Below are 24,466 nucleotides of genomic sequence, written 5' to 3'. Positions count from 1 at the left end.
TGCCATGAATAAACCTGAATTCGTCGGCCAGCGGACCAAGTCTCCGTACAAGGCGAAATACGGCAATTATATCGGCGGGCAGTGGGTGGACGCGCTCGACGGCGAGACCTTCGAGAACACCTCGCCAGTCACTGGGCAGGTGATTTGCGAAGTCGCGCGCTCCAAGGCGGCGGATGTCGAGCGGGCGCTGGATGCGGCCCATAAGGCCGCGCCGGGCTGGGGCCAAACCTCGGTGGCGCAGCGCGCGGTGATGCTCAACAAGATTGCCGATCGCATGGAAGAACATCTCGACGAGATCGCGCTGGCCGAGACCTGGGACAATGGCAAGCCAATTCGTGAGACGACTGCTGCCGATATTCCGCTGGCGATCGACCACTTCCGCTATTTCGCCGGTGCCATCCGCGCCCAGGAGGGCGGCATTTCCGAACTTGACCATGACACGGTGGCTTATCATTTCCACGAGCCCCTCGGCGTCGTGGGGCAGATCATTCCGTGGAACTTCCCTATCCTGATGGCGGTCTGGAAACTGGCGCCCGCGCTAGCGGCAGGCAATGCCGTGGTGCTCAAGCCTGCCGAGCAGACGCCGGCATCAATCCTCTTTCTCATGGAATTGATCGAAGACATCCTGCCGCCCGGCGTGGTCAATATCGTCAACGGCTTTGGCCTTGAAGCCGGCAAGCCGCTGGCCAGCTCGAACCGCATCGCCAAGATCGCCTTTACCGGCGAGACCACGACGGGCCGGCTGATCATGCAATATGCCAGCCAGAACCTGATCCCGGTGACGCTGGAACTGGGTGGCAAATCGCCGAACATCTTCTTTGCCGACGTATTGGCCGAAGACGATGATTTCTTCGACAAGGCGCTCGAGGGCTTTGCCATGTTCGCGCTCAATCAGGGCGAGGTGTGTACCTGCCCGAGCCGCGCCCTGATCCAGGAAAGCGTCTATGACCGCTTCATGGAACGGGCGATCAAGCGGGTGGAAGCCATCAAGCAGGGTTCTCCCTTCGAGATGAGCACGATGATCGGGGCCCAGGCCTCGTCCGAGCAACTCGAGAAAATTCTCTCCTATCTCGATATCGGCCGGCAGGAAGGCGCCACGGTGCTGACTGGCGGCGAGCGCAACAATCTGGGTGGCGAGTTGGCGGGTGGTTACTACGTCAAGCCGACGGTGTTTGCTGGCAACAACAAGATGCGCATTTTCCAGGAGGAAATCTTTGGCCCGGTGGTCTCGGTGACGACCTTCAAGACCGATGCCGAAGCCCTCGAGATCGCCAATGACACGCTTTATGGCCTGGGCGCCGGCGTGTGGACGCGTGATGCCAACCGGGCCTATCGCTTCGGCCGAGGCATCCAGGCGGGGCGCGTATGGACCAATTGCTATCACGCCTATCCTGCCCATGCCGCCTTTGGTGGTTACAAGCAGAGCGGCATCGGACGCGAAAACCACCGCATGATGCTTGACCACTACCAGCAGACCAAGAACATGCTGGTGAGCTACTCGCCCAAGAAGCTGGGCTTCTTCTAAGCCGCTCCTCCCTGAGCGGGCGCCCGGGGAGAGCTCCGGGCGCCAGAAATCATTCCGGCGGGAAGAGCCCTAACCCCACTCTCTCCCTGGCCACCTCCCGCTGGAATGATCGTCGAGCAAGGAACCCGCCATGACTGATCTCGTTCCGCGCGTCGTCGCCACCGACGCCGCCTTAAGTCTCATCGCCACCATCACGGCCCGCCATGGGCCGGTTATGTTTCATCAGTCCGGCGGGTGTTGTGATGGCTCGTCGCCGATGTGCTATCCTGAAGGCGAATTCATCGTCGGCGACCATGACGTCAAGATGGGTGATATCGGCAGCGCTCCCTTCTACATGTCACCCAGCCAGTTCGAATATTGGCAGCATACCCAGTTGATCATCGATGCGATTCCAGGTCGTGGCGGCATGTTCAGTCTCGATAATGGCACCGAGCGGCGGTTCCTCACGCGCTCCCGCTTGTTCACCGATGACGAGTACGCACGCCTTGGGCCAATAGCACGGCGAGGAACGCCAACACTCTTTTCCTGAAGCCTTGTCTCTTCTGCGGAGTGACTGATGCTGAAGTTTGGTCCATTGCGATTTTTGATTTTGCATTCTCACATCAGGTGACAATCCAGGTCATGTCCGTTTTCTCGTTGATGCAATAATCCGTTGAATGACCGAAATGGGGCGCGTTGTTGCCATTGCCGGGTGCTCGATTACTCGGCGTCTGCTGTTGATTCGGCAAACGTTGGAATCCAACCCCCTCCCCCGCCTGGGGATCGCATCGCTCGCTTCTACGAGAGACCCTTCCGTGTCTCCCCGTCTGGGCGCGTGGTGTCGGGGTGGACTGGGACTCTGGCTTGGTTTGCATCGCGGCATCGCGGCATCGCGGCATCGCGGCATCGCGGCATCGCGGCATCGCGGCATCGCGGCATCGCGGCATCGCGGCATCGCGGCATCGCGGCATCGCGGCATCGCGGCATCGCGGCATCGCGGCACGGAAGATGCTGATTATTCGCGTTTGTGTGTCAAGCTGATGATTTGGGCCGTTTGGCCAGTGTTTTCAGCCTTTCCGGCGCATGGCGTAGCTGGAATACCACGGCGCCAGTTCTGCGTAACCTGGACGGCCCTGCCCGGTCAGGTAGGAATCGAACAGCAGATTGACCAAAAGGCTGACGCTCATCCCGTTCGAACGTGCGATTGCGGCAACCTCGTTCAGCACAGCTCTCGGGATCCGGCTGGACGTGCAAACGATATCAGAAACTGCGGAACCCCCGTCATCCTGATCGGACAGCATTGCCTCTTCGATCATCTGGCTCAGACTCGGCATGCCGTTGCGTTCCTCCGTCATTGCCCCACCTTTTCCGCATGTGCTTTTTCCACAACCCGGCCGAGTGCCGCAAAAACCTGGGCGAAGTTGTCCTTGGCGGGATCCTCGCGCCCGATCTCGAGAACGCCACGACCGAAGGGGTATACGCGCCGGTAGCTGGACAATTGCTGCATGGCCACCGCCAGGAACGGCCCATGAGCCTTGAACGCTGCGGCCAACTGTTTCAACTCAGCCGTCTTCTCTCGCGTAGCTTCGTTAAAGACAGCGATGGTCGGCACATCGCGGGCCCGCGCGACATGAACGAAGTGGCCGAGTTCCAGAAGATCCTGATGGGCGGGCTTGACCGGGGAGACGAGGATGTCGCTGATGTCCAGGATCGCAGCCATCATCCGCTCGTCCCGGCCGGCCGTATCGATGAGCACGACGTCATAGTCACCGATATGACGGGCCACGGTCTCGATCACCTCGGAAGGCCCGCAGGCGACGACCGTGGGGTTACCGATGTCATTGGACCGGGGCCATTTCCTGAGCGTGCCCTGCTTCTTGTCCGCATCGACGATCAGCACCCTCTTCCTTTGCCGCGCGTAGCCAATGGCGGTGTTGAGGGTCAGGGTCGACTTCCCGCATCCTCCCTTGGAGTTGGCGACAGTGAGGACAATGGCACCTTGTGCCCGGCAGAACTCGATCGCGCCGACTGCGCGCGGTTTGAACGCGACAGGAACAGCACCGGGTGAACGAAAGCTGTGGAGATCGGGACGCATGGCAGTTGAGACGCTTTTACTTTACACTACGATATAATATCGGTAGCCTTCCGACAGAGTCAAGACGCACCGGTTGCATAAATGTTCTTCTTTTTTCTCGGCGCCCGCGAACCTCTGGACAGTCCGGAACTTGAACGTTTCGGTCGGGCGTTGGAGGTTATTCAAACCCGCTATCCCACCATGACGCTGGGCATGCTTTCGACCCTGTTTGCCATCGGCATGGCGCCCAAGCACGAGGGTGCATTGATCTCGATGTCCGATCTCGTGGAGCATCTCTCAGAGCAAAAATACTCAACGGTCGCGCGGCAACTCGAACTGCTTGGCGAGGGCAATGACCAAAAAGCTGGAATGGGGCTTATCGAAAAGCGCGTAGATCCCAACGACAGGCGCACGCGCTATGTCGCGCTGTCCGACGGCGGCCGGCACTTGCTTTACGAGCTCGACGCCATTCTCGCCCCGGACCTGCTCAGCGGATCGGGCACGGATGTCCCCGTGAGATGAAGATCCGCCCCTTGGGTCCTGGCGGACATCCGGCCAACGCCCATATTGGGTGCGCTTCCATGAACTGAAGCTCAACCTGTTTGCATTCGCCATCAGGGCCTGTGCGTAGACCTGCCACTGTTACTTCTTCCGTTTCCGCCACGGTTTGGCTTTTGAGAATGCCTCGAAATCGATGGTCTTGAGCAGGCTCCAGTCGACATCCTCGGGCGGAAGGGTGGCGGCAATGGCCCTCATCTGCTTGGGCGTGAGACGTCCATACGCATCATGGACGTCGCCGGTCTCGTGCCCGACCTGCTTCATGATCAGGCGCGCCTCGACAGCATTGTCACGGTCATTGTCGATCTTGCCGTGTCGCAGGGCATGGAAGACCCAGGAAAGTTCGCCCTCCCCGGTGTGATCCTTGATCAGACGGTTGACCCGCTTCTGAGCGGCGTCGGCAGGATCCTTGCAGGCCATCAGCTTGGGAAAGTGAGGCCCGGCTTCGCGCCGTGCCCATTCCACGAATCCGGCGTCGATCATGACCTGGGGAATGATGATGATCTCCATGGATGCCTCGGACTTGATCGGCACCGGCTCCCAGCGGCCGTCATGATAATGGTGGGAGCGCACAAGAAAGAACCAGACGCCGTGCATCTGAAATATGTCCTCACGCCGCAAAGTGGCCAGGAGGCCAACGCGGCGCCCCGTGAGCAAACCCATAGGCGGCAGCAGCGCGTCACTCAGAATGCCGGTATTGATTCCAGCCTGCCAGACCTTCTCGAAGGTGCGCCCGTCCGGGGCGATGCGTGCGACAGGCTTGGGCGCCCGGTCCGGAATACGGATTCTCGAGTTGGCGACGGGGTTACGGATATCGGCATCCTCGCATCCCAATGCGATAATCGCCTTCACATAGCTCAGGCGGCCTTCCCGGATGGTCTTGACCGCCAGACCGCGGCCGCCTTTTGTCTTGTTCGCTTCTATGTGTCGAACGACGTCGGTGTAGGAAAACCCTTTCTGGCTCGATGCGTCCGGAGGCAGCCAGGAAATCTCGTCGACATATCGCTGGAGGTCTTTCCGGCGGTATTCGCCCACGCGGCGATCGCCGCACAGGGTGATGAACTCGTCCCGGACTTTCCTGTAGATGCCGACCAGTTCATGACCGGCCCCCTTGTTGGACTTGATGTCCTCGATCCGTCCGTTGGCGACAACGCTGAACAGTTCCCCCTTGGCCTTGACCGGCGCATCGGCCTCGATCCGGGTCGACAGCGACTGGATGGTCGAAAGCATGGCCGTGGTGTCGTCCAACCCCTCCAGTGACCCGGTTCCGGCATAGGCTCTGGCGATAGGCTGGCTCTTGAGCGCTGCTATGAAAGGCGCTTCGGGATGCAATTGCGGCTTTGCGAACAGCCCCTTCCCCACGGCCTGGTCATGGCCGACCTGGGCGAGCGCGTCAAAGACGTGATCGACCACGGCGGGGTCGTGCTCACGGTCAACGCTCTCGGCCAGAGCGTCGAGCCCCATGAAGAAGGGCACCAGCGAGCGGATCATCTGCTCGGAGATCTTCGCCACTCCGACTTCGGCAACAGTGTTTTCGTCCATCTTCCGTATACTCCCGAACGCGATCTGGGCGGCGCTGGCCATGAGCAGGGCGCGCTTTCTGGCCGCGAGCGCCGACATGGATCCAATGGGAATACGGATTGATGAAAGAGTCGAGTCGCCGGCAAGATCGACGGGCAGACGAATCTGGAAGGTCCAGGCAGAGCCTTTTCGCGAAAGGTAATGAGCGCACATGAGGGTGTACTTTCGGGTGTACAACCGCATGCCGGCTTGCTAAAAAGACCAATAATTTCAAGGGATTGTCAGTGTGGCGGAGGGGATGGGCCTGGGGTCGAACCTTCTCTGGCGAGTTGCCTCTCCACGCGGATGACGATGCACAAAGGTCTGCTTGCACGCGCGCCACCGGCTGCCAGCGGGATATCTTTCCAGGCTGGGCCGACTGGTTGGCATATTTCAGAAACTCCCCAGCAACGTTCCCAGGGTGATCAGCACGATCAGCGCGAGGATCGGGACGGCCACGGCGACGACGGCGACATCAAGATAGGCCTCGCGGTGCGTCAGGCCGCAGATTGCTAGAAGCGTGATGACGGCACCGTTATGGGGCAATGCGTCGAGCCCGCCGGTGGCCACCGCGGTCACCCGGTGCATCAGCTCCGGCGAGATACCCGCGGCCTGGGCCATCTCCAGATTGACGCCGCCGAGCGTGGTGAGCGCGATGCTCATGCCTCCGGACGCCGAGCCGGTCATCCCGGCCAGAAGGTTGACCGAGATCGCCAGCGAGATCAGGGGATTGTCGCCGCCGATCCCGATCACCGAATCACGGATCAGCGCGAAGGCCGACAGCGAGGCGATGACGGAGCCGAACCCGACAAGGCTCGCGGTATTGAAGATCGGCAGCAGCGAGGCGTGGGCCCCGGCATCCAGCGAGGCGGTCAGCCTCGGTAGGCGCGACCAGTTCACGGCGATCATGAGCACGATTGAAATGACCAGCGCGGCGATTATGGACCAGATGCCGCGCACCGCATCGATGGTCACCGAGCCATATTCGGGCGCGGCAAGATAGTCGGTGTCCATGGCCGGGATGACGAGGGCGGTAAAGGTGAGGTTGATGGCGATCACCGTGACGAGCGGCAGTGCCGCCAACATGAGGGCCGGCGGCGCGGCCGGACGCGCCCCGGCCGGGAGTTCGCCAATGTCGAAGCCTTCGCCCGCGGCGCGCTCGCGCAAGGCCCTGTCAGTGCGCCGTTCAGCGTCGGGGTGGTCGCCGTAGCCTTCGGAGGTGGCCCGCGCCCGTCGCTCCAACCACAGTTGGCCAAGCGCAAACATAATCAACGCCGTCAGGATGCCGAGCCCCGGCGCGGCAAAGGGCGACGTGCCGAAATAAGGCATCGGGATCGCGTTCTGGATCGCCGGCGTGCCGGGCAGCGCGGTCATGGTGAAGGTGAAGGCGCCAAGAGCGATGGTGCCCGGTATCAGCCGCTTGGGGAGATTGGCGCGGCGAAAGACTGCTGCAGCGATCGGAAACACGGCGAACGCGACCACGAACAGCGATACCCCGCCATAGGTCATCGCCGCGCATGACAGCACCACCGCCAATATGGCGCGGTCGCTGCCAAGCCTCCGGATCGTGGCGTTGGCCAGAACCTCGGCACTGCCGGTATCCTCCATCAGCTTGCCGAAGATGGCCCCGAGCAGGAAGACCGGGAAGTACTGGACGATGAAATCACCCGTCGCCACCATGAAGATCTGAGTGTAACTGGCAAGCAGCGGCCGTTCAAACGAGGCGAGCACGGTGAGCAGGGCGAGACCCGGCGCCAGGATCAGCAAGGTGACGCCACGGTAAGCGAGATACATGAGCCCGCCGAGCGCAGCAACGACGACCAGGATGCCATACATTTGCGACTACTCCGCTGACCGGTTGGCGCTCGACTTGTTGGACCTCTGCATCGGCCGCAGCGAGTCGACGAACAGCGCGTCGAGGTCGAACGTGGAGCGCACGCCGAGGTCACCAAAGTTCGCCTCTAGCCAATGGTGCGCCCAACCCCGGCCGCGCTGTTGCAGGTGGCTGAGGAATGTCCATTCGGCGTTGAGCTTGCTGGAGGCGTCCAGGTCCTGCAGCTCCTCATCAGCATGGATCAGATGGACCCGCATGTCGCGGTAGCGTTCCGTCTCAAGCCCCTCCGCCTCAATAAGTTTGTGCAGCAGCTGGATCGCCCGAAGGTCCTTTATGAGGCTGGAATTGAAGCTGATCTCGTTCACCCGGTTGAGGATCTCACGCCCCGTTCGCGGCAGTTTGCTGCGAGTCATAGGATTGATCTGGACGATCACCATGTCACGACAGTCGGTCTCGTCGACTAGGGGGTGAAGCGCTGGATTGCCGATATAGCCACCGTCCCAATAGGCTTCGCCATCGATCTCCACCGCCTGGTACACCGATGGCAGACAGGCCGAGGCCATGATCGTTTCCACCGACAGATGCGGCTGGGTAAAGACGCGCGCCTGGCCGGTGCGCACATTGGTAGCGGTGACAAAGATCTTCGGCATCGCGCAGGCATTGACCCGATCGAAGTCGACCGTGCTGGCTACGAGGTCGCGCAACGGATTGATGTCGAGCGGATTGAGCTCATAGGGAGAGAACTGCCGTGACAGGTTGTCGAAGAATTGGTAGCCGGGCGACTTGTCGAGGTTGAAGTTGCCGGTGAGCCTGTTCCACCAGCTGCGCTGCACCGGCGAAAAGCGCGCTGCAACGCTCACGGCCCGCCAGAAGGCGGCGAGCGCCTCGCGCGCTCCCTCCCGGCCACGCTCTTGAAATCCTTGCGCAAGCACCACGGCATTCATTGCCCCAGCGCTGGTCCCGCTGATGCCGGCGATCTCCAGCCGTTCGTCTTCCAGGATGCGGTCGAGCACACCCCAAGTCAGCGCCCCGTGGGACCCGCCGCCCTGAAGCGCCAGATCGATCGTCTTTTTGGGCTGTTGCTGGACCATATCGCCCTCCACACATGCGCTTCCCGCGTCTACGCCGCGGCACGACTCTCAGGCCGCCATCATGATGCGGATGGCGGCTGCAAACCACCACCCCGTCCAGACAGCGGCGGCGGTCAACAGGAGGCCGGTGGCAACCGCCCAGCCGAACGCCGTCGCCCCTCCGCGAAGGGCCAGGACGATCCGCACACCGGCATTCACGCTGATCGCTGCTGCCAGCGGCACGACCGCCTCGGATGCCGGCAACTGCCCGGCAACAACAAGCGAGGCAAGCGCAACGGCAGCGGATCCCGTGCTCACCAGCCCCGCGAGCGCCGCCGACACCAGGACGGCCTCGCTTCCGAAACGGTCGTTCAGGACAGCGGAGACGACGATGACCGTCGCCACGATCGTCGCAAAGCTCAATGCGCCCTGGACGCTGAAAATCCGGCTGGGAAGTTCGAGCCCATCGGGCTCTGCGCCGCCGCCGCGCGATCCGATGCGTGCAAGCAGGATCCCATAGAGGAAGGCCACGCCCGAAGGGATGATCAGGATCGGGGCTGCAAGTGTGAACATCGAGGGGCTGAGGAACAGCAGTACGATGCCGGTTTGCGCGAGCGACGAAACCGAGGAGAACGTGACACCAGCAGCAGCGGGATAGGCCTCGAACGGCCGATCCTGCACCTTCTTCAACATGGCCGCCACGGTGGCGGTGCTCGACACGAACCCCGAGAGGAAACCGCTCAGCGGCAGCCCCAGCCGTGAACCGAAGACCCGCGTGCAGACGTGGCCGACAGCGCCGATCGCCATGACGAGAATGACGATCACGAACAGGTTTTGCGGATTGATCGCCCCGCCCGGACCCAAGCCTTCGTTGGGCAGGATCGGCAGGATCAGTAGCGCCGAGACGCCGAGGATGAGGCCGTCGCGGATCTCGAAATCGTTTAGCACCGAGCGGCTGAAGTCGCGCAGCACCGTGCGCGCAGCCAAGAGCGCCGCAACCAGGACGCCCGATGCCGCCGCAAGGAACGTGTGCTCGATTGACAGCGCACCCAGCACGACCACGATCAACAGGGCAAGGCTGGTGGTCAGGCCCGCTTGGCGATCCGGTTGGGACAGGTGCGTCGCCATGCGAAGGCCGCCGATGACGGCGACGGCGACGGCGAGCATTGGCCATCCACCGGCAATCTGACTCAGCGCGCCGGTCAGTGAGGCGAGCGCAAAGGTGCGCACGCCTGCCGGGACAAGCCCCCCGGTCACGCCTGCATTCCGCTCGCGCTCGATCCCGATCAGAAGTCCGATGCCCAAGGCCTCGAGCAGCAATAATGCCTCTGATGTCTCCAAGTTTACTCCCCCATCCGTTGCCGTGTGCGACAAAACCACTATTCGTACGCTAAACGGTTTGGGCTGCTGCCGCGGCTATAAAGCCCACCTTCAACCTTGCGCAGTGCCGGTTGGCAATCGGCTTCCCGCCATTAAACAGGAATATCTAGTGTTCCGAGTCTGACACTTGCTACCTGTTTCCTCTGATTTCATCGAGTGCATCAAGCGCACGGCGTTCGCGGGTGATGATGTCTTCGGCGGTTTTGCTCCAGACGAAGGGCTTTGGCTTGGCGTTGTGCTGCAGCTGGTAGTCGTAGATCGCGCTCTCGAGATCGTCGACGCTGGAGTAGCTGCCGCGTCGGATGCGCTTTGTGGTGATCTCCGCAAAGAAGCGTTCCACGAGGTTGATCCAGGACGCGCTGGTGGGCGTGAAATGCAGATTGAAGCGCGGGTGCCTCGAAAGCCAGGCCTGCACCTCGGGCGTCTTGTGGGTGGCGTAGTTGTCGAGAACCAGATGGATGTCGCGCGGTTTCTTCACGGCCCGGTCGATGCGGCGCAGGAATGCCAGGAACTCCTTTGCGCGGTGGCGCGGCATGCAGTCGCCGATGACCAGGCCCGACTTCACGTCGAGTGCGGCGAAGAGCGTGGTGGTGCCGTGGCGCTTGTAGTCGTGGGTCATGGTCGCCGCGCGCCCCTTCTTCAGCGGCAGCCCGGGCTGGGTCCGGTCGAGCGCCTGGATCTGGGATTTTTCATCGACGCACAGCACGACCGCGCGATCCGGCGGGTCGAGGTAGAGCCCCACGATCTCGGTGACCTTCGCCTCGAACATCGGGTCGTTCGAGACCTTGAACCCCTTCACGATATGCGGCTTCAGCCCTGCATCCGCCCATATGCGCCCCACGCTCGAGGCCGATATGCCAACCGCCTCGGCCATCGTCGCGCGGCTCCAGTGCGTGGCATTGGGTGGGCTCTCCTGCACGGTCTTCGCGATCACCTTCAGCCGAACCTCCCTGGGCAGAGGCGGCACCCGAGAGGGCCGCGTCTTGTCCCGCTTGAGCCCCGGCACGCCTTCATCAAGATACCGCTCCTGCCAGCGCCAGACCGTCGGCTTCGACATGCCCGTCCGCCGCATGATCTCGACCGTCCCCTCGCCGTCCGCCGTCGCCAGCACGATGTCCGCCCGCCATGCGAGCTTGCGCGGCGTGTTGCGGTTGGTCAGCAAAGCTTGCAGCTCAGCGCGGTCGGCGGGGCCAAGGTAAAGGCAGATGTCGGAGCGTCTCATCCGCCGATCATGCCACCGATAAGCAGACTTGGGAATCCTACGTCAGGTGTGGAACACTAGCATGCGCGACCATTAGCATCCCAACTCAGTAACACGCACGGGGCGTCAGGGGACATCACTGACGCAGGTACGCGGCGCGGTCGGTTGCCTGAACGGCATCCTCCACCGAGATCCGGGATGCCTGATTGCTCCGCGCCCGACGCTTCACGGACGGCACGGCCGAGAGCGGCGGCATAAACAACTCCTATCGAAGAGATGCCCGGTGCCGGGTGGTCGCCTCGGCCACTCGGCACGAGCAGGCCATGCTCAGGAAAGCGCAGCGCTCGGCAAACGCGAATACTACAGCAGGTCGCCTGTGAAGAATCCGGTTTTGTCAGGCAGGGCGTGAGCGGGCCGTGCTGTTCGGGAACAGGATGAGCGCCAGGATCAGCCACAAAAGCTTCCTGAACCATGCCAGGAGGAGCCGGAGGTTGTGACCGATGGCGCAGAGCATGACGTTGATGACGTCTCCTTCGATGCCCTTGAGGGGATTTCGTTCCAGATGGCCGTCCTGCTTCATGTGACCGATGACCGGCTCGATTCCGTTTCGCCGTCGCAGTTCTCGCCTGATGGTGGGTGAGGTGATGCCGCGCGTGTGAGAGACATGGACCTCCAGCCCGTCGCGGTTGAGCCCATGTCCGCGATAGCCGCGGTCGACATAGGCACGGGCGGGGTTCTGTCCGGTGATGCGGGCGACCTGATCGAGCTGAGCACCGAGCGTGTGGCCGTCATACGGGTTGCCGGGCAAGGACAGGGCGCCGAGCACGAACTGGCCGCCCTTGCAGCGCTCGTTGGTGGTGGCAAAGGAGGCTTTTGCGCCGAACTCATATCGGGTGCGAGCTTTGCCCTTGCCGATGCATTCGACCTCCGGCGCGTGGAAGGCGTAGAGCTTCTGTGTGTCGCCGGGCTTCTGGCCATGGATGATCCGGGCCCGTTCCAGGACGGTTGCGAGAGCCTCCATGCGAGTCGGGTCGCCATCGATCCTGCGCTCGATGTCGCGGATCAGTCGGCCCAACCGCGTGCGCATGAAGCGCAGATGCGCCTTCGCCTGCTTGTGGCCACGGCCATGCATGAGGCGGGCCGCCTCCTTGCGGGCACGGCGTGCCACGCGAAGATAGGACTGGCGCAGCCGCACGCCATTGGCCCTTGCCGCCCGGTTCAGCCATTCGATCGCCCGCAGCATCAGATGGCTGTCGGTGGGATGGGCCACTGCCTTGGTCTGGACGGTGGTGTCGACCGTGACACGTTCGAGCTGGCGCTCGCTGACGGCACCGCTTGCCATGGCAATCGAGATCGTCTCGGCCAGCAGCGCTTCGAGCTTGTCGGCGTCCATGCGCTTGCGCCAGTTGGTCATCGAGGAGCGGTCCGCCGGCAGCCTGTGCTGGAAATGGGTCTCGCCGCAAAACGCCTGGTGATAGGGATTCTCAACCCAGGCCGCGCACACGGCCTCATCCGAAAGTCCCTTGATGTGCTTCAACAGGTGCAGTCCCACCATCAGTCGGGTCGGCAGGCCGGGGCGGCCGACCTGCTCCACGAAGGTGGCGCCATAGAGCGCGTCGAGCCGGTCCCAGTCGATGCGTGCCGCAAGCCGCAGGAGCTCGTGCCGGGGATCAAGGATCGCCTCCAGGCTCTCTCGAAACATGTCGGATTGCGGCGTCGGGTCGGGCTTCCTGGGGCGCATCGGCGGGGCTCCATCTTCGGTCCTCGCACTGAATCAGGCCGCGATCGAAATGCCCAGACCCTTCATGCGCGCGCATGCGAAAACGCAAGCAAATGCCGCCAAATCCTCACAACCTTGCGAAACAGGATACTTCCAAGGCCGCCGAAAACCGCGCAATTCCAGCTCGTTGCCAATTGTTCACGGGCGACCAGCAGGCCGTCGATTGCGCGGGTGAAGGTCCCGAAGCGGTTGGCGTCAAAGGCCGGCGGTATGGTCACGCAGTCGAGGCCTAGTGCGTAGATGAGCATCCGGAAGTTGCACGACAGCTTCTGGTGAAGGAAATTCGGGGGTGCTGTTCGAAACCGACACGCCTCGGCTTCACGATCTGCGAACACCTCCGTGGGCGCCGGGACAATCGTCTTGGCAGTTGGCCATTGGACAGTTACTTTTTAGCGTCGAGTCGCTATGGTTTTTAACCAGTTGTGCTTGACTGAAAAACTCTATCTAGTTAGCCTTGAATGATCATGTCCATCGCACGGCGCGACTGGGCCACCGGGGTGTCGGTGTGTGAAGATTGGACTTGGATCATGCAAGTGCGTTCGACAGTTGCGCGCCTCGTCACCTTCGCCACGTTCTGGCTGGCGCTGACGGGCGGCGCGATAGATGCGTTGTCCCACGGGGCGCCGGCGGTTCTGCTGGCAACATGGATAAGCCTCGGGCTGTACCCGGCGACGCGACCGGAAATCCGGCTTGGGTGGACAGTCCTGTACGTGCCCTACCTCCTGCTCCGCGGCTTTTGGGGTGGTCTGGATGTTGCGCGTAGAGTTTTCGACCCACGTCTGCCGGTCCGGCCCGGCTGGTTCCGGGTTCCGCTCTCGTCGACGATCCCCGAGGTGAACGCCGTGCTCGGCGGGGTCGTGAGCGTCCTGCCCGGCTCGCTGGCCGCAGGGGTCATCGGGGGCGCGCTGGAGGTTCACGCGCTCGACATCGACGCTTTCGACACGCGCAGCCTGGAGACAGAGGAGCGCCGCGTGCTGCGCCTCTTCGGTGTCCCGGTCGTCGCGCAGAACCACGCAGGAGAGAACCATGGATACAGTTGACCATTTCATGATCGCTGCCATCGCCCTGCTGCTCACGCTGGCGCTGGCGCTCTTCCGCGCCTGGCACGGACCACGCGCGATCGACCATGTCATGGCTGCGCAACTCATCGCGACCAGCGGGGTCGGCGTGGCTCTGACGCTGGGCGCGGCCAGGGACGACGCCTCGATGCTGGACGCAGCGTTGGTGGCCACGGTGCTGGCGTCGGTCGCAATTCTCGCCTTCGTGCGGGAGGGCGGGAGCAAGGGGCGCAAGCCGGTAGACACACGGCCATGATCCTCATGGACTACCTCGTGCCCGCGCTTCTTTATGTGGGCGTGTTCTTCTATGCGGCTGGATCTTTGGGGCTGCTCCGGTTCCAGGATGCCGAATCGAGGCTACACGCGCTCACCAAAGCCGACAACGTCGGGCTGGGATTCGTGGCGCTCGCCGCCGCGTTGCACTGGGGCTCAGTGGCCGCCGCGCTCAAGATCGTCGCCGTCTGGCTATTCGCGCTCATGGCCGCCGGAGCAACCGCGCAGCTGATGGCGCGCCGCGCGAAGTCCTCGGCCGAGCGGGGCTCGGACGAATGACGCTGGCCTTCGACCTGATCCTTTGTCTGATGATCATCGGCACTGCCGCCGCGGCGCTGCTGTTGCAGAACGCGCTGGCGGCGGTCGTCTTCTTCATCGTGCTCGGGAACCTGCTCGGTCTGGCATGGCTGGCGATGGACGCTGTCAATGTCGCGATGGCGGAAATCGCCATCGGAGCGGGCGTCACCGGAGTTCTGCTGATCCTGACGCGGCAACGGCTGAACGCGCTTGGTGACGATCTTGTCAGCGCCGAGTTGCCCGGCTGGCTCCGAGCCGGTGCGCTCTTGGCCTGCGCTGGCTTTACGGCGATGGTCGGTTCCGCAGTTATGAGTGTCCCGCCCGCCGACGATCTGGGTGGGTCGATCGCCGCACTGATGCCCGGGCTTGGTATCGAAAACCCGGTGACTGGCGTGCTTCTGGCCTTTCGCGCCTACGATACGTTACTGGAGGCCTTTGTCCTGCTGGGCGCCCTCATCGCGGTCTGGTCGCTCGCGCCGCGCGTCGCGTGGCCGCACGCCCCCGCGGCGCTGGCACTCGCGGAGTACGAAGGACACGACGTGGCGGCAGCCTTCGGTCGGCTGCTCCTGCCCCTGGCGCTGATCCTGGCGGTCTACCTTGTCTGGGCGGGGTCAGACCTGCCAGGCGGGGCGTTCCAGGCCGGAACCGTGCTGGCGGGCGGTCTGATCATCGCCGCGATCGGCGGCGTGATCTCATGGCCGCGGGCGGACGACTTCTACCTCCGCGTGGCTCTCGTGCTTGGACCGGCGGTCTTTCTCATCATTGGCGCCGCGGGCATCGCCCTCGGCCGGTTCTTGTTCTACCCGCCAGGCTTCGAGAAGGCCTTCATCGTCGCCATCGAATACGGCCTTGCGCTGTCGATCGGCGCCACCCTCGCGCTGCAGCTGGCCGGACCGCCGGTGGCGCCCGGTCGCAAAGGTTGACCGCTGCATGACAATGCTCCTGCATATTTACCCCTTGACTGGCGTGGCTCTGGTGGGGCTCGGGCTCTATGGCTTCCTGATCCTGCGCCATCCACTGCGTCAGATCCTGGCCGTCAACGTGGTCGGCGCAGGGATCTTCCTGATCCTGGGAGGCCTTGGGCGCGGGGCTGCCTCGACCGATCCTTTCCCGCAGGCGCTGGTGATCACCGGGATAGTCGTCGCCGTGGCGCTCACAGCCTTCGGCGCGGCGCTGATTCTGCGCGTGGTCGAGGATGAGCGCGCGCCGAACGACGCAGCGGCGGTCAAGACAACCGAAGACCTCACATGAGCCCGCTCGACCTGCTTGTTGCGGCGCCGCTCGGCTTCATGATCGCGGCGCTGCTGCTTGGTGCATGGGCGCGCTGGTCGCTGCTGGCGGCAATCCCGGTCATGGCAGGTCTGGCGGTCTGGCTGCTGCTCCTGCCAGCGGGCTCGGCACATGTGGTCGGCGACTGGAACCTGCCCCTGGGCGTTCAGTTGCGCGCGGATGGGCTAGCGCAGATGATGGTGGGCGCCACTGCCGCCTGCGCCTCGCTCATCGGACTGTATGCGCTTCACGAATTCGCACCCGGCCCGGACAGATCGGAGACTGCCCACGGCTTCGCCTTCTGGCCGCTCTTCTACCTGTTATGGGGTGGAGCGAATACCGGATTCCTGAGCACCGATCTCTTTAATCTCTACATAGCGCTGGAGATGGTCAGCCTGGCGGCGGTGGCGATGGCGGCGATGGGCTCGCTGCGCGCCGCCTTGCGCTACTTCGTGATCGCTCTGGTCGGATCACTGGCCTACCTGCTGGGCGTGGCCCTCCTGTTCTCGAACTATGCGACGGTGGATCTGACGCTTCTGGCCGCGACGGCGCGGCCTGACCTCGCGACAAAGACGGCGCTCGCAGTGATGACGGCAGGGCTGCTGATCAAGGCGGCGGTCTTTCCGCTGCACGGCTGGCTGCCGCCGGCCCATGCCGCAGCACCCGCTCCCGCCAGCGCCCTGCTGTCTGCGATCGTCGTGAAAGTGGGATTCGTGATCCTGCTGCGCCTTTGGTTCGAGGCTTTCCCGACCATCGTAGCTCCTGCGGGGCTGGAGGTGCTCGGCTGGCTCGGTGCGCTGGCAGTCCTCTACGGTTCCGTCCAGGCGATCCGGCAGAACGTCCTGAAGGCCCTCGTGGCTTATTCGACCGTGGCGCAGATCGGCTATCTCCTGCTGGCGTTCCCCCTGGTTGCCACGGCGGCGGGGACCGGGGGGGCCTGGGCCGGGATGACGATCCACGCCGTCGCCCACTTGCTGGCCAAGGCGGCGATGTTCCTAGCCGCCGGGCTCATGCTCGAGGCCGTGAACGGCAAGCGCCTCGAGGACTTGCGTGGCCTTGCGCGGGCGATGCCGTTGACCGTCGCAGCCTTCGGGCTGGCCGCGGTGTCGCTGATGGGCCTGCCGCCCTCGGTCGGCTTCATCGCGAAATTCCTCCTGCTTGAGGCGGCGGTGGAGCAGGGCGCCGTGTTCGCGGCCGCAGTGCTGCTCATCGGCGGGTTGCTGGGCGCAGTCTACCTGTTCAGCCCGCTGGCCTGGACCTTCGCCGGCAGCGATACGCCGGTGGTCGTGTCGAGGGCCCCGCTGCGCACCGCCGCGCCGCTGGCGTTGGCGCTTCTCGCCGTGTCTCTGGGGTTCGCCGGACAGGCGATGGTCGAAGTCACCGCCGTGGCACCTTGGGCCGGGCCGCCGACGGCTGTGGCGGTGGATGTCCGATGATCCATCTCCTGCCCCTGTTGTTGGTCTTCCTGCCACTCGTTCCGGCACTCATCAGCTTCGCCCTGCCCGACCGCATGGCGGTATGGCGCGACGCGATCAACATCAGCTTCGCCCTGATCAAGCTGGCGGTCGTGGGCTTCCTCCTGCTGGCAGCGCGCGAAGGCGTGATCACGGAATGGCGCTACGAGTTCCTGCCGGGCCACGACTTTATCCTCCGACTCGATTCCATCGCACTGCTGTTCATCACCCTCTCGGCCTTCCTGTGGTTGATCGCTACGGTCTACTCGATCGCCTATTTCGGACGCGGCCCTCACCTGGCGCGCTTTTTCGGGTTCTTCAACCTCTGCGTCCTCGCGGCGACCGGCGTGGCCATGTCGGGCACAACGATCACGTTCTTCCTGTTCTACGAGCTCCTGACGCTGGCGACATGGCCGCTGGTCGTCCATAAGGGTGACGAGAAGTCCCTGCGCGCGGGGCGCATCTACCTGATCTATACGCTGGCAGGCAGCGCCGCCTTTCTGGCGGGCATCGTCTGGCTGAAGTCGCTCGTCGGCACGATCGAGTTTACGGCACCGCCTGATCTGTCCGGCATCCCGCGGCTTGAACTTACGCTTATATTCATCCTTTGCATCGGCGGGCTCGGCGTGAAGGCGGCGCTCATCCCGTTCCACGGGTGGTTGCCCGAGGCGATGGCCGCTCCTGCGCCGGTCAGCGCACTGCTGCACGCTGTGGCCGTGGTCAAGGCCGGTGCGTTCGGGATCGTGAGGATGATCTACGACGTCTACGGTATCGACACGGTGTCGGAGCTTGGCCTAGGCACACCGCTTGCCGTGTTGGCTGGAGCGACGATCCTCTACGGTTCGTTCCGCGCCGTGATGCAGACCGACATCAAGAAGCGGCTGGCCTATTCGACGGTCAGCCAGGTCAGCTACATCATTCTCGGGGCCAGCCTGATCGGTCCCTTCGCGATCATCGGCGCGTTGGTGCATCTGGTGCATCAGGGGATCATGAAGATCACTCTCTTCATGTGCGCGGGCGCGCTGGACAACCGGATGGGGATCAAGTCGGTGGCGGATCTCGACGGTGCCGGGCGGGCGATGCCGGTGACAATGGCTGCATTCAGCATCGGCGCGCTCGGCATGATCGGTGTTCCGCCGACGGCAGGCTTCATCTCGAAATGGCACCTCGGGTTGGGCGGGCTGCAATCCGACGCGCCTTGGGTCATCGCCGTTCTGGCGGGATCATCTCTACTGAACGCGCTCTACTTCCTGCCGCTGCTCTACCGCGCTTGGCTGCTTCCGCCATCGGCGAAGCTGGCATCGGTGCGGGAACTGGACGGCGCCTGGAACCGGATGTTGATTCTCCCCGCCGCGATAACCGCCCTAGCCACACTCGCTGCCGGAGCGTTTGCGACCTTCCCGTTCAGCCCTCTGAGCTGGGCCAAGCTGATCGCAGAGAGTGGCTACCTGAAATGACAGTCGCACCCAGCCTTCTTCTGCCGGTCGTGATCCTCTGGCCGATCCTTCTCGCCCTTCTGTGCCTGTTACCGAAGCTGGGGCCGAGGATGCTGTTGGCGCTGCCGCTTGCGCCGCTGCCGGCACTCGCCGCCGTGTTCCTGGCGCCGCGAGACCAAACTTTGAGCGTGACATGGGTCCTTCTCGACGGCGGGCTCCGTCTGACCGAACCGGGAGTGCTTTTTCTGAGCGGCGCCGCGGTGCTGTGGTTCTGGGCCGGAGTCTATGCCCTGCGCTACATGCGCGGCGATCCGCGTGCGCGGACCTTCGCCCTGTTCTGGATGCTTGTTCTTGCGGGAAACCTGGGTGTATTTCTGGCCGCGGATTTGGCGAGCTTCTACGTGTTCTTCGCGCTGGTGTCTCTGGCCGCCTATCCGCTCGTGATCCACGATCGCAAACCCGCGTCGATGCGGGCCGGCGCCGTCTACATCATCCTTGCCGTGATTGGCGAAACCGCGCTGCTGGCCGGTTTTATGATCGGCGCCCATGCGGCAGGCGGCACGATCCTAATCGACGAGATCCGCGACAGCCTCGCCGCCCCACGAGCCGACCCGCTGGTCCTGTGGCTAATGATCGCGGGTTTCGGCATCAAGGCGGGTCTGGTCCCGCTGCATGTCTGGCTGCCGGTGGCACATCCGGCAGCGCCGGTCCCGGCCTCGGCGGTACTTTCTGGCGCCATTGTGAAGGCGGGTATCTTCGGGCTGGTCACGTTTCTGCCCTGGGGCAGTGCTTGGCCGATCAGCGGAACGTTGCTGGCCCTGGCGGGGTTCAGCGGGCTCTTCGCGGCGGCGCTTTACGGGGCGATGCAGGGCAATCCAAAGACCGTGCTGGCCTATTCCACCGTCAGTCAGATGGGGCTTCTGATGGGCGTGATGGGCGCGGCGCTGGCGGCGGGCCTGTCAGCGGCTTCGGTTCTGCCGGCGGTGGCGCTTTATGCGCTGCATCACGGGCTGGCCAAGGGCGCACTGTTCCTGGGTGTCGGCGTTGCCGGCAAGGCCCGGGGTGTGGTGCGAGGCTTGGTGATTGCGGCACTGGCGATGGTCGCCTTGTCTGTGGCGGGGTTGCCGCTGACCGCTGGGGCGCTTACGAAATCGGCAATCAAGGGCTCCGCAGGGGACTTTGGTGCGACGTTAATCGGCCTTTCCGCGCTCACCTCCGGGCTTCTGCTGGCGCGTTTTCTATTTACTCTGCCTAAGGCTGAAAAGGAAGATCGCCTGCCCGGTCTGATGGTTGTGCCGATGGTGGCGCTGGCCGCCACTGCGCTCGCACTGCCGTGGTCACTTTATGCTGCGGTAACGGGCAAAGCACCCTATGGGACGATCGACTTCTTGGCACTCGGCGTTAGCGCCTGGCCCCTTGGGCTCGCGGCGGTTCTCGTTATCGCCGCGTTGGGAATTGGACTGCGCGCCCCGTCGCTGCCCGAAGGCGACCTGCTCGGCTCGGTTGCGAGGTTCAACGCCCGTGCGGTCGCCGCAGCCCAGGCCGCCGCATCGGTGGGCGGATCGGACAAGCCGGTCGAGACCGCGCGCACCTGGCCGGAGATCTGGGATGGGCTGGAACGGCTGGAGCGGCTGATCAACGACCACGCGGCGAGCTCGGTCACCCTGATCCTGATCGCGTTGGGCCTGTTCGCCGCGCTTGCCTGACCGAAGCGCGCCGTCCCGCCACGGTCTAGATGCAACGGAAATGGAGGGTGCAGCCGCCGGCAGGGGGCTAATGTTCTAGAGTGGCCGATCGTCATTTCGTTGCGCTGTTCCATGCCCGCAGGCCGCACGGAACGACAGATTTAACGGCAGGAACAGGCAGACCAGGCGGCCGACAGGGCCGCCCGCATCCATGGGCTGGCGGCGAAGCCGGTCAGGAGCGGGGCCATCACCGCTGCCCACTCCGCCAATCGTCGAGCCGAGCGTAGATCGTGACCGTGATGCCCCCGAGCGCGACGGCGATGAACACCCAGCGCAACGTGTCGAGATAAGGCACCAGCGGCAGGATCGCGGTCTGGGTCTCGGCGATGACGCTTTGCGCCACCTCGATTCCGGCTGCGCCCAGCGTCGCGACACCGGCCGCACCACCACCCTTCATTGTGCGGCTGTCGGCCAGCACCTCGCGCGCGGGTGGCGTCTCAGCTGCAAATGCGGTCGCCCGTACCGGAAACCGCTCGCCCCACTGCCGCGCGGGGCCGAGGTCGACATGGATGAACCCCGATCGCGGGTAGAACCCGAAGCCGAGGAACCCGACCTCCCGCGCCGCCGCCTCGAACGCCGCCGGGTCGTGGTTCGCCATGGCGATGTCGAAGGCCGCGCCGTCGAGGTGCTTCGACCGCGTGGCACCGCCGACGGCGCGGTTGTGCTCGGGGCTTCGATAGGCCGAGCGTACGATCAGTGGTTTGCCCAGCCGGTCGCGGAGCGCCTGCAGCTTGTCGAGCGCGGGTTCGTTGATGAGCAGCTTGCCAGTGCCCCGGCAGGCAATCTCTGCCGGGCTGAAATTCCGCCAGCGCCAGGCGCTTTCCGGAACGTCGCGCCAATGGCGGTGGAAGGTCGTGGTCATGGGGTCCTCCGAATACGAGTTTCCGGCCCCTCGCAGGGCTCGGTGCGTTCGCCGCTCGGGAAGGTCCACTGGACCTTCCCGTCTGCCTGTCAGGCAGACCACGGCTCACCCCGCCACGAAGGCGGGTCAGTGCGGGTTCATGAATGGGGATGGCGAGCGGCTACGGGCTGCCGCCGAAGATCTTGAGCTTGATGGCGATGCCCGCGAGCAGCGCCAGCATGACGCCGGTGGTGATCATGCGGACGGCGGTCTGCATCGCGGTGCGGCGCACCAGCCGGATGCAGTCCACCAGGGAGCGCAGATCGTCGCCCGTGAACAATTGGCAACGAGCTGGAATTGCGCGGTTTTCGGCGGCCTTGGAAGTATCCTGTTTCGCAAGGTTGTGAGGATTTGGCGGCATTTGCTTGCGTTTTCGCATGCGCGCGCATGAAGGGTCTGGGCATTTCGATCGCGGCCTGATTCAGTGCGAGGACCGAAGATGGAGCCCCGCCGATGCGCCCCAGGAAGCCCGACCCGACGCCGCAATCCGACATGTTTCGAGAGAGCCTGGAGGCGATCCTTGATCCCCGGCACGAGCTCCTGCGGCTTGCGGCACGCATCGACTGGGACCGGCTCGACGCGCTCTATGGCGCCACCTTCGTGGAGCAGGTCGGCCGCCCCGGCCTGCCGACCCGACTGATGGTGGGACTGCACCTGTTGAAGCACATCAAGGGACTTTCGGATGAGGCCGTGTGCGCGGCCTGGGTTGAGAATCCCTATCACCAGGCGTTTTGCGGCGAGACCCATTTCCAGCACAGGCTGCCGGCGGACCGCTCCTCGATGACCAACTGGCGCAAGCGCATGGACGCCGACAAGCTCGAAGCGCTGCTGGCCGAGACGATCTCGATTGCCATGGCAAGCGGTGCCGTCAGCGAGCGCCAGCTCGAACGTGTCACGGTCGACACCACCGTCCAGACCAAGGCAGTGGCCCATCCCACCGACAGCCATCTGATGCTGCGGGCGATCGAATGGCTGAACCGGGCGGCAAGGGCCAATGGCGTGCGGCTGCGCCAGTCCTATCTTCGCGTGGCACGCCGTGCCCGCAAGGAGGCGGCCCGCCTCATGCATGGCCGTGGCCACAAGCAGGCGAAGGCGCATCTGCGCTTCATGCGCACGCGGTTGGGCCGACTGATCCGCGACATCGAGCGCAGGATCGATGGCGACCCGACTCGCATGGAGGCTCTCGCAACCGTCCTGGAACGGGCCCGGATCATCCATGGCCAGAAGCCCGGCGACACACAGAAGCTCTACGCCTTCCACGCGCCGGAGGTCGAATGCATCGGCAAGGGCAAAGCTCGCACCCGATATGAGTTCGGCGCAAAAGCCTCCTTTGCCACCACCAACGAGCGCTGCAAGGGCGGCCAGTTCGTGCTCGGCGCCCTGTCCTTGCCCGGCAACCCGTATGACGGCCACACGCTCGGTGCTCAGCTCGATCAGGTCGCCCGCATCACCGGACAGAACCCCGCCCGTGCCTATGTCGACCGCGGCTATCGCGGACATGGGCTCAACCGCGACGGGCTGGAGGTCCATGTCTCTCACACGCGCGGCATCACCTCACCCACCATCAGGCGAGAACTGCGACGGCGAAACGGAATCGAGCCGGTCATCGGTCACATGAAGCAGGACGGCCATCTGGAACGAAATCCCCTCAAGGGCATCGAAGGAGACGTCATCAACGTCATGCTCTGCGCCATCGGTCACAACCTCCGGCTCCTCCTGGCATGGTTCAGGAAGCTTTTGTGGCTGATCCTGGCGCTCATCCTGTTCCCGAACAGCACGGCCCGCTCACGCCCTGCCTGACAAAACCGGATTCTTCACAGGCGACCAGATCGCGGATGTCGAGCGCGGCCTCGTCGCCGTCGAGACCGACATCGGCCAGCGCGCGCTTCGCGCCTTCCTCCGCCGCCCGGGTCAGGATCGCCTCGAACTCGGCGTCGGGCATGCGCACGTAGCCCTCGGATCGGGGTGGGTTCATCGGAATCCTCCTTCCGCCGCTCAGCCGACCTTGCAGCCCCAGAAGGACGTGTGGTCGGCCGCGAAGTAGCCGTCCGCGACCCGGAAATACCCCTGCAGCTCGACGGTATCGCCCGCAGTCAGCGGGACCAGGGTCTGCAGCCAGATCGCGGTGGCGAGCGAGACGTGGGTGGCGGAGATCTCGCCGAGCGAGCCGCGGATTTCGGTCGTGCCGTTCAGCACGAGCCGCCCGCGCATGCGGGCCGTGGCGCTGGCGTTGATTTTGTAGAGCAACGTCGCGCCGAAGAGGTAGGTGCCGTCGACGGGGGCGACGAAGTAGTTATTGGCAGCGTCGAAGGCGCCCTGTTCGTTATAGTCGGTGTTGTTGAGGCCGATCTTCGTCCAGGTCCCGACGCCCACGTAATTGTCGTAATTGGTCCAGGCCTTGAACCGGGGCAGCCGGGGCTGATCGACGATGCCGGTGTCGTTGTCGACGCTTAGCCCGTCGAAGAAGGTGCTGCCGTCGGCCGAGACCGCGAGGCGGAAGCGGTCGGAGCCGAAGAGGCCGACCAGCGCCTTGGTCACGAAGCCGGTCTGGAGCGTCAACCCGAGATCGTCGCCGGCCGCCTCCTTGTTCATCGTGTAAAACAAATCACCGGTGCCGCCCTCGGCCACGGTCCTCGCCGTCCAGAGCGCGGCGTTGAGCTTGGCCGAGAACGGGTTCGACGCATCCGCCGTCGTGCCGAGCCCGAGCAGCGCCATGTTCTGCAGCGTCGCGGGCGTTGTGCCGACCCAGCCCGCGCCGTCATAGACCAGCAGTATGCCCTCGTCTTCGACCCACACCCGCCAGCCGGTCCGCGGTGGCAGGCGCAGCCAGGCGCCGTCGGTCCAGAGCGCGACGTTCAGGTCCCAGCCCGCCCAGTCGCCCGTCGCGCCCGAGCCAACGATGTAGCGGTCGCCATCGGTGGGCGAACCAGGCGGCGCGGTCAGGCCCCGGTCGAGCACCGAGAGCTGGACGAGTCCGTCGAGGATCCGCAGCGCCTCATTGTGGGTGACATGCTTCTGGGCCTGCGCCGCAAGGATGTAGGGCAGCAGGAGATGGGTCGTAGCGTCGGACAT

The 24,466-nt window shown here is 64.1% G+C and carries 25 protein-coding genes; 12 read left to right on the top strand and 13 right to left on the bottom strand.

Annotated features, from left to right (window positions below; genetic code table 11):
• The first annotated feature begins 4 nt into the window (after positions 1–4).
• Both adh and OF122_RS07010 read left to right on the top strand, forming a co-directional pair.
• Positions 5–1,525: an aldehyde dehydrogenase gene (adh, locus tag OF122_RS07015; RefSeq protein WP_090597854.1), complete on the top strand. Its 1,521-nt coding sequence runs from the start codon at positions 5–7 to the stop codon at positions 1,523–1,525.
• A gap of 130 nt (positions 1,526–1,655) precedes the next feature.
• A complete protein-coding gene (locus OF122_RS07010) occupies positions 1,656–2,054 on the top strand; it encodes a DUF779 domain-containing protein (protein ID WP_090597856.1) in 399 nt (132 codons plus the stop codon).
• A gap of 517 nt (positions 2,055–2,571) precedes the next feature.
• Here the strand turns inward: OF122_RS07010 and OF122_RS07005 are convergent.
• Both OF122_RS07005 and OF122_RS07000 read right to left on the bottom strand, forming a co-directional pair.
• Positions 2,572–2,859, bottom strand: a complete 288-nt coding sequence (locus tag OF122_RS07005; protein ID WP_264227077.1) for a hypothetical protein — start codon at positions 2,857–2,859, stop codon at positions 2,572–2,574.
• Complete coding sequence (locus tag OF122_RS07000; RefSeq protein WP_264227076.1) at positions 2,856–3,599, bottom strand: ParA family protein; 744 nt, start codon at positions 3,597–3,599, stop codon at positions 2,856–2,858. Before OF122_RS07000 ends, OF122_RS07005 begins: the two co-directional genes overlap by 4 nt.
• An 81-nt stretch (positions 3,600–3,680) precedes the next feature.
• Here OF122_RS07000 and OF122_RS06995 point away from each other — a divergent pair, with 81 nt between their 5' ends.
• A complete protein-coding gene (locus OF122_RS06995) occupies positions 3,681–4,100 on the top strand; it encodes a helix-turn-helix domain-containing protein (protein ID WP_264227075.1) in 420 nt (139 codons plus the stop codon).
• A 120-nt stretch (positions 4,101–4,220) separates the two neighbouring features.
• Here OF122_RS06995 and OF122_RS06990 read toward each other — a convergent pair whose 3' ends face one another.
• The 7 genes from OF122_RS06990 to OF122_RS06960 all read right to left on the bottom strand — a co-directional run bounded on the left by OF122_RS06990 (position 4,221) and on the right by OF122_RS06960 (position 13,296).
• On the bottom strand, positions 4,221–5,756 hold the full coding sequence (locus OF122_RS06990; RefSeq protein ID WP_264227074.1) for a site-specific integrase: 1,536 nt from the start codon (positions 5,754–5,756) through the stop codon (positions 4,221–4,223).
• Between the two features lie 333 nt (positions 5,757–6,089).
• Positions 6,090–7,532 carry a GntP family permease gene (locus OF122_RS06985; protein ID WP_264227073.1) on the bottom strand — a complete coding sequence of 481 codons (1,443 nt, stop codon included), beginning with the start codon at positions 7,530–7,532 and terminating at the stop codon, positions 6,090–6,092.
• A 6-nt stretch (positions 7,533–7,538) separates the two neighbouring features.
• The gene (locus OF122_RS06980) at positions 7,539–8,621 is read right to left on the bottom strand and encodes a patatin-like phospholipase family protein (RefSeq protein WP_264227072.1); all 1,083 of its coding nucleotides are present in this window, start codon (positions 8,619–8,621) and stop codon (positions 7,539–7,541) included.
• Between the two features lie 48 nt (positions 8,622–8,669).
• Positions 8,670–9,920, bottom strand: a complete 1,251-nt coding sequence (locus OF122_RS06975; protein WP_264227071.1) for an MgtC/SapB family protein — start codon at positions 9,918–9,920, stop codon at positions 8,670–8,672.
• A 190-nt stretch (positions 9,921–10,110) separates the two neighbouring features.
• Positions 10,111–11,202 (bottom strand): IS630 family transposase, encoded by a 1,092-nt coding sequence (locus OF122_RS06970; protein ID WP_264227070.1) that lies wholly within the window; start codon positions 11,200–11,202, stop codon positions 10,111–10,113.
• Positions 11,203–11,575: 373 nt separating this feature from the next.
• Positions 11,576–12,922, bottom strand: coding sequence for an IS5 family transposase (locus tag OF122_RS06965; protein ID WP_264225444.1), 1,347 nt, complete (start codon positions 12,920–12,922; stop codon positions 11,576–11,578).
• Positions 12,923–12,984: 62 nt separating this feature from the next.
• Positions 12,985–13,296, bottom strand: coding sequence for a hypothetical protein (locus OF122_RS06960; protein ID WP_264227069.1), 312 nt, complete (start codon positions 13,294–13,296; stop codon positions 12,985–12,987).
• A gap of 123 nt (positions 13,297–13,419) precedes the next feature.
• Here OF122_RS06960 and OF122_RS06955 point away from each other — a divergent pair, with 123 nt between their 5' ends.
• The 8 genes from OF122_RS06955 (at position 13,420) to OF122_RS06920 (ending at position 20,454) form a co-directional block, all read left to right on the top strand.
• Positions 13,420–14,001 (top strand): Na+/H+ antiporter subunit E, encoded by a 582-nt coding sequence (locus OF122_RS06955; RefSeq protein WP_264227068.1) that lies wholly within the window; start codon positions 13,420–13,422, stop codon positions 13,999–14,001.
• Positions 13,988–14,275, top strand: a complete 288-nt coding sequence (locus OF122_RS06950) for an MrpF/PhaF family protein (protein ID WP_264227067.1) — start codon at positions 13,988–13,990, stop codon at positions 14,273–14,275. The genes OF122_RS06955 and OF122_RS06950 overlap by 14 nt, the downstream gene beginning before the upstream one ends.
• Positions 14,272–14,571, top strand: a complete 300-nt coding sequence (locus OF122_RS06945) for a cation:proton antiporter (protein ID WP_264227066.1) — start codon at positions 14,272–14,274, stop codon at positions 14,569–14,571. The genes OF122_RS06950 and OF122_RS06945 overlap by 4 nt, the downstream gene beginning before the upstream one ends.
• Entirely contained in the window at positions 14,568–15,512 is a 945-nt protein-coding gene (locus OF122_RS06940; protein ID WP_264227065.1) for an MnhB domain-containing protein, read from the top strand. The genes OF122_RS06945 and OF122_RS06940 overlap by 4 nt, the downstream gene beginning before the upstream one ends.
• A gap of 7 nt (positions 15,513–15,519) precedes the next feature.
• A complete protein-coding gene (locus OF122_RS06935) occupies positions 15,520–15,840 on the top strand; it encodes an NADH-quinone oxidoreductase subunit K (protein WP_264227064.1) in 321 nt (106 codons plus the stop codon).
• Entirely contained in the window at positions 15,837–17,294 is a 1,458-nt protein-coding gene (locus OF122_RS06930) for a complex I subunit 5 family protein (protein WP_264227063.1), read from the top strand. The genes OF122_RS06935 and OF122_RS06930 overlap by 4 nt, the downstream gene beginning before the upstream one ends.
• Complete coding sequence (locus tag OF122_RS06925) at positions 17,291–18,769, top strand: complex I subunit 5 family protein (RefSeq protein WP_264227062.1); 1,479 nt, start codon at positions 17,291–17,293, stop codon at positions 18,767–18,769. Before OF122_RS06930 ends, OF122_RS06925 begins: the two co-directional genes overlap by 4 nt.
• Positions 18,770–18,858: 89 nt before the next feature.
• The gene (locus OF122_RS06920; RefSeq protein ID WP_264227061.1) at positions 18,859–20,454 is read left to right on the top strand and encodes a complex I subunit 5 family protein; all 1,596 of its coding nucleotides are present in this window, start codon (positions 18,859–18,861) and stop codon (positions 20,452–20,454) included.
• A 226-nt stretch (positions 20,455–20,680) separates the two neighbouring features.
• Here OF122_RS06920 and OF122_RS06915 read toward each other — a convergent pair whose 3' ends face one another.
• Both OF122_RS06915 and OF122_RS06910 read right to left on the bottom strand, forming a co-directional pair.
• Positions 20,681–21,355 carry a YcbK family protein gene (locus tag OF122_RS06915; RefSeq protein ID WP_264227060.1) on the bottom strand — a complete coding sequence of 225 codons (675 nt, stop codon included), beginning with the start codon at positions 21,353–21,355 and terminating at the stop codon, positions 20,681–20,683.
• Between the two features lie 160 nt (positions 21,356–21,515).
• Positions 21,516–21,773 (bottom strand): DUF6127 family protein, encoded by a 258-nt coding sequence (locus tag OF122_RS06910; RefSeq protein ID WP_264227059.1) that lies wholly within the window; start codon positions 21,771–21,773, stop codon positions 21,516–21,518.
• Positions 21,774–21,847: 74 nt separating this feature from the next.
• On the opposite strand from OF122_RS06910, the gene OF122_RS06905 reads away from it, so the two are divergent.
• Positions 21,848–23,194 (top strand): IS5 family transposase, encoded by a 1,347-nt coding sequence (locus tag OF122_RS06905; protein WP_264225444.1) that lies wholly within the window; start codon positions 21,848–21,850, stop codon positions 23,192–23,194.
• Here the strand turns inward: OF122_RS06905 and OF122_RS06900 are convergent.
• Both OF122_RS06900 and OF122_RS06895 read right to left on the bottom strand, forming a co-directional pair.
• A complete protein-coding gene (locus tag OF122_RS06900; protein ID WP_264227058.1) occupies positions 23,151–23,369 on the bottom strand; it encodes a DUF6127 family protein in 219 nt (72 codons plus the stop codon). The two genes, OF122_RS06905 and OF122_RS06900, sit on opposite strands and share 44 nt — an antisense overlap.
• Positions 23,370–23,389: 20 nt before the next feature.
• Positions 23,390–24,466: a DUF2793 domain-containing protein gene (locus OF122_RS06895; RefSeq protein WP_264227057.1), complete on the bottom strand. Its 1,077-nt coding sequence runs from the start codon at positions 24,464–24,466 to the stop codon at positions 23,390–23,392.

The organism is Pelagibacterium flavum (assembly GCF_025854335.1).
Lineage (GTDB): Bacteria > Pseudomonadota > Alphaproteobacteria > Rhizobiales > Devosiaceae > Pelagibacterium > Pelagibacterium flavum.
The sequence above is the reverse complement of the archived record's forward strand: the minus strand, read 5'-3'. Positions and strand labels throughout refer to the sequence as shown.

What these genes read in the sequence shown, in the direction of transcription:
- OF122_RS07005 (WP_264227077.1), bottom strand. Translation starts at nt 2,859, where the DNA reads ATGACGGAGGAACGCAACGGCATGCCGAGTCTGAGCCAGATGATCGAA.
- OF122_RS06905 (WP_264225444.1), top strand. Translation starts at nt 21,848, where the DNA reads ATGCGCCCCAGGAAGCCCGACCCGACGCCGCAATCCGACATGTTTCGA.
- OF122_RS06955 (WP_264227068.1), top strand. Translation starts at nt 13,420, where the DNA reads ATGATCATGTCCATCGCACGGCGCGACTGGGCCACCGGGGTGTCGGTG.
- OF122_RS06915 (WP_264227060.1), bottom strand. Translation starts at nt 21,355, where the DNA reads ATGACCACGACCTTCCACCGCCATTGGCGCGACGTTCCGGAAAGCGCC.
- OF122_RS06900 (WP_264227058.1), bottom strand. Translation starts at nt 23,369, where the DNA reads ATGAACCCACCCCGATCCGAGGGCTACGTGCGCATGCCCGACGCCGAG.
- OF122_RS07000 (WP_264227076.1), bottom strand. Translation starts at nt 3,599, where the DNA reads ATGCGTCCCGATCTCCACAGCTTTCGTTCACCCGGTGCTGTTCCTGTC.
- OF122_RS06940 (WP_264227065.1), top strand. Translation starts at nt 14,568, where the DNA reads ATGACGCTGGCCTTCGACCTGATCCTTTGTCTGATGATCATCGGCACT.
- OF122_RS06950 (WP_264227067.1), top strand. Translation starts at nt 13,988, where the DNA reads ATGGATACAGTTGACCATTTCATGATCGCTGCCATCGCCCTGCTGCTC.
- OF122_RS06980 (WP_264227072.1), bottom strand. Translation starts at nt 8,621, where the DNA reads ATGGTCCAGCAACAGCCCAAAAAGACGATCGATCTGGCGCTTCAGGGC.
- OF122_RS06995 (WP_264227075.1), top strand. Translation starts at nt 3,681, where the DNA reads ATGTTCTTCTTTTTTCTCGGCGCCCGCGAACCTCTGGACAGTCCGGAA.
- OF122_RS06965 (WP_264225444.1), bottom strand. Translation starts at nt 12,922, where the DNA reads ATGCGCCCCAGGAAGCCCGACCCGACGCCGCAATCCGACATGTTTCGA.
- OF122_RS06920 (WP_264227061.1), top strand. Translation starts at nt 18,859, where the DNA reads ATGCTGTTGGCGCTGCCGCTTGCGCCGCTGCCGGCACTCGCCGCCGTG.
- OF122_RS07010 (WP_090597856.1), top strand. Translation starts at nt 1,656, where the DNA reads ATGACTGATCTCGTTCCGCGCGTCGTCGCCACCGACGCCGCCTTAAGT.
- OF122_RS06925 (WP_264227062.1), top strand. Translation starts at nt 17,291, where the DNA reads ATGATCCATCTCCTGCCCCTGTTGTTGGTCTTCCTGCCACTCGTTCCG.
- OF122_RS06985 (WP_264227073.1), bottom strand. Translation starts at nt 7,532, where the DNA reads ATGTATGGCATCCTGGTCGTCGTTGCTGCGCTCGGCGGGCTCATGTAT.
- OF122_RS06895 (WP_264227057.1), bottom strand. Translation starts at nt 24,466, where the DNA reads ATGTCCGACGCTACGACCCATCTCCTGCTGCCCTACATCCTTGCGGCG.
- OF122_RS06910 (WP_264227059.1), bottom strand. Translation starts at nt 21,773, where the DNA reads ATGCGAAAACGCAAGCAAATGCCGCCAAATCCTCACAACCTTGCGAAA.
- OF122_RS06970 (WP_264227070.1), bottom strand. Translation starts at nt 11,202, where the DNA reads ATGAGACGCTCCGACATCTGCCTTTACCTTGGCCCCGCCGACCGCGCT.
- OF122_RS06930 (WP_264227063.1), top strand. Translation starts at nt 15,837, where the DNA reads ATGAGCCCGCTCGACCTGCTTGTTGCGGCGCCGCTCGGCTTCATGATC.
- OF122_RS06945 (WP_264227066.1), top strand. Translation starts at nt 14,272, where the DNA reads ATGATCCTCATGGACTACCTCGTGCCCGCGCTTCTTTATGTGGGCGTG.
- OF122_RS06990 (WP_264227074.1), bottom strand. Translation starts at nt 5,756, where the DNA reads ATGTCGGCGCTCGCGGCCAGAAAGCGCGCCCTGCTCATGGCCAGCGCC.
- adh (WP_090597854.1), top strand. Translation starts at nt 5, where the DNA reads ATGAATAAACCTGAATTCGTCGGCCAGCGGACCAAGTCTCCGTACAAG.
- OF122_RS06935 (WP_264227064.1), top strand. Translation starts at nt 15,520, where the DNA reads ATGACAATGCTCCTGCATATTTACCCCTTGACTGGCGTGGCTCTGGTG.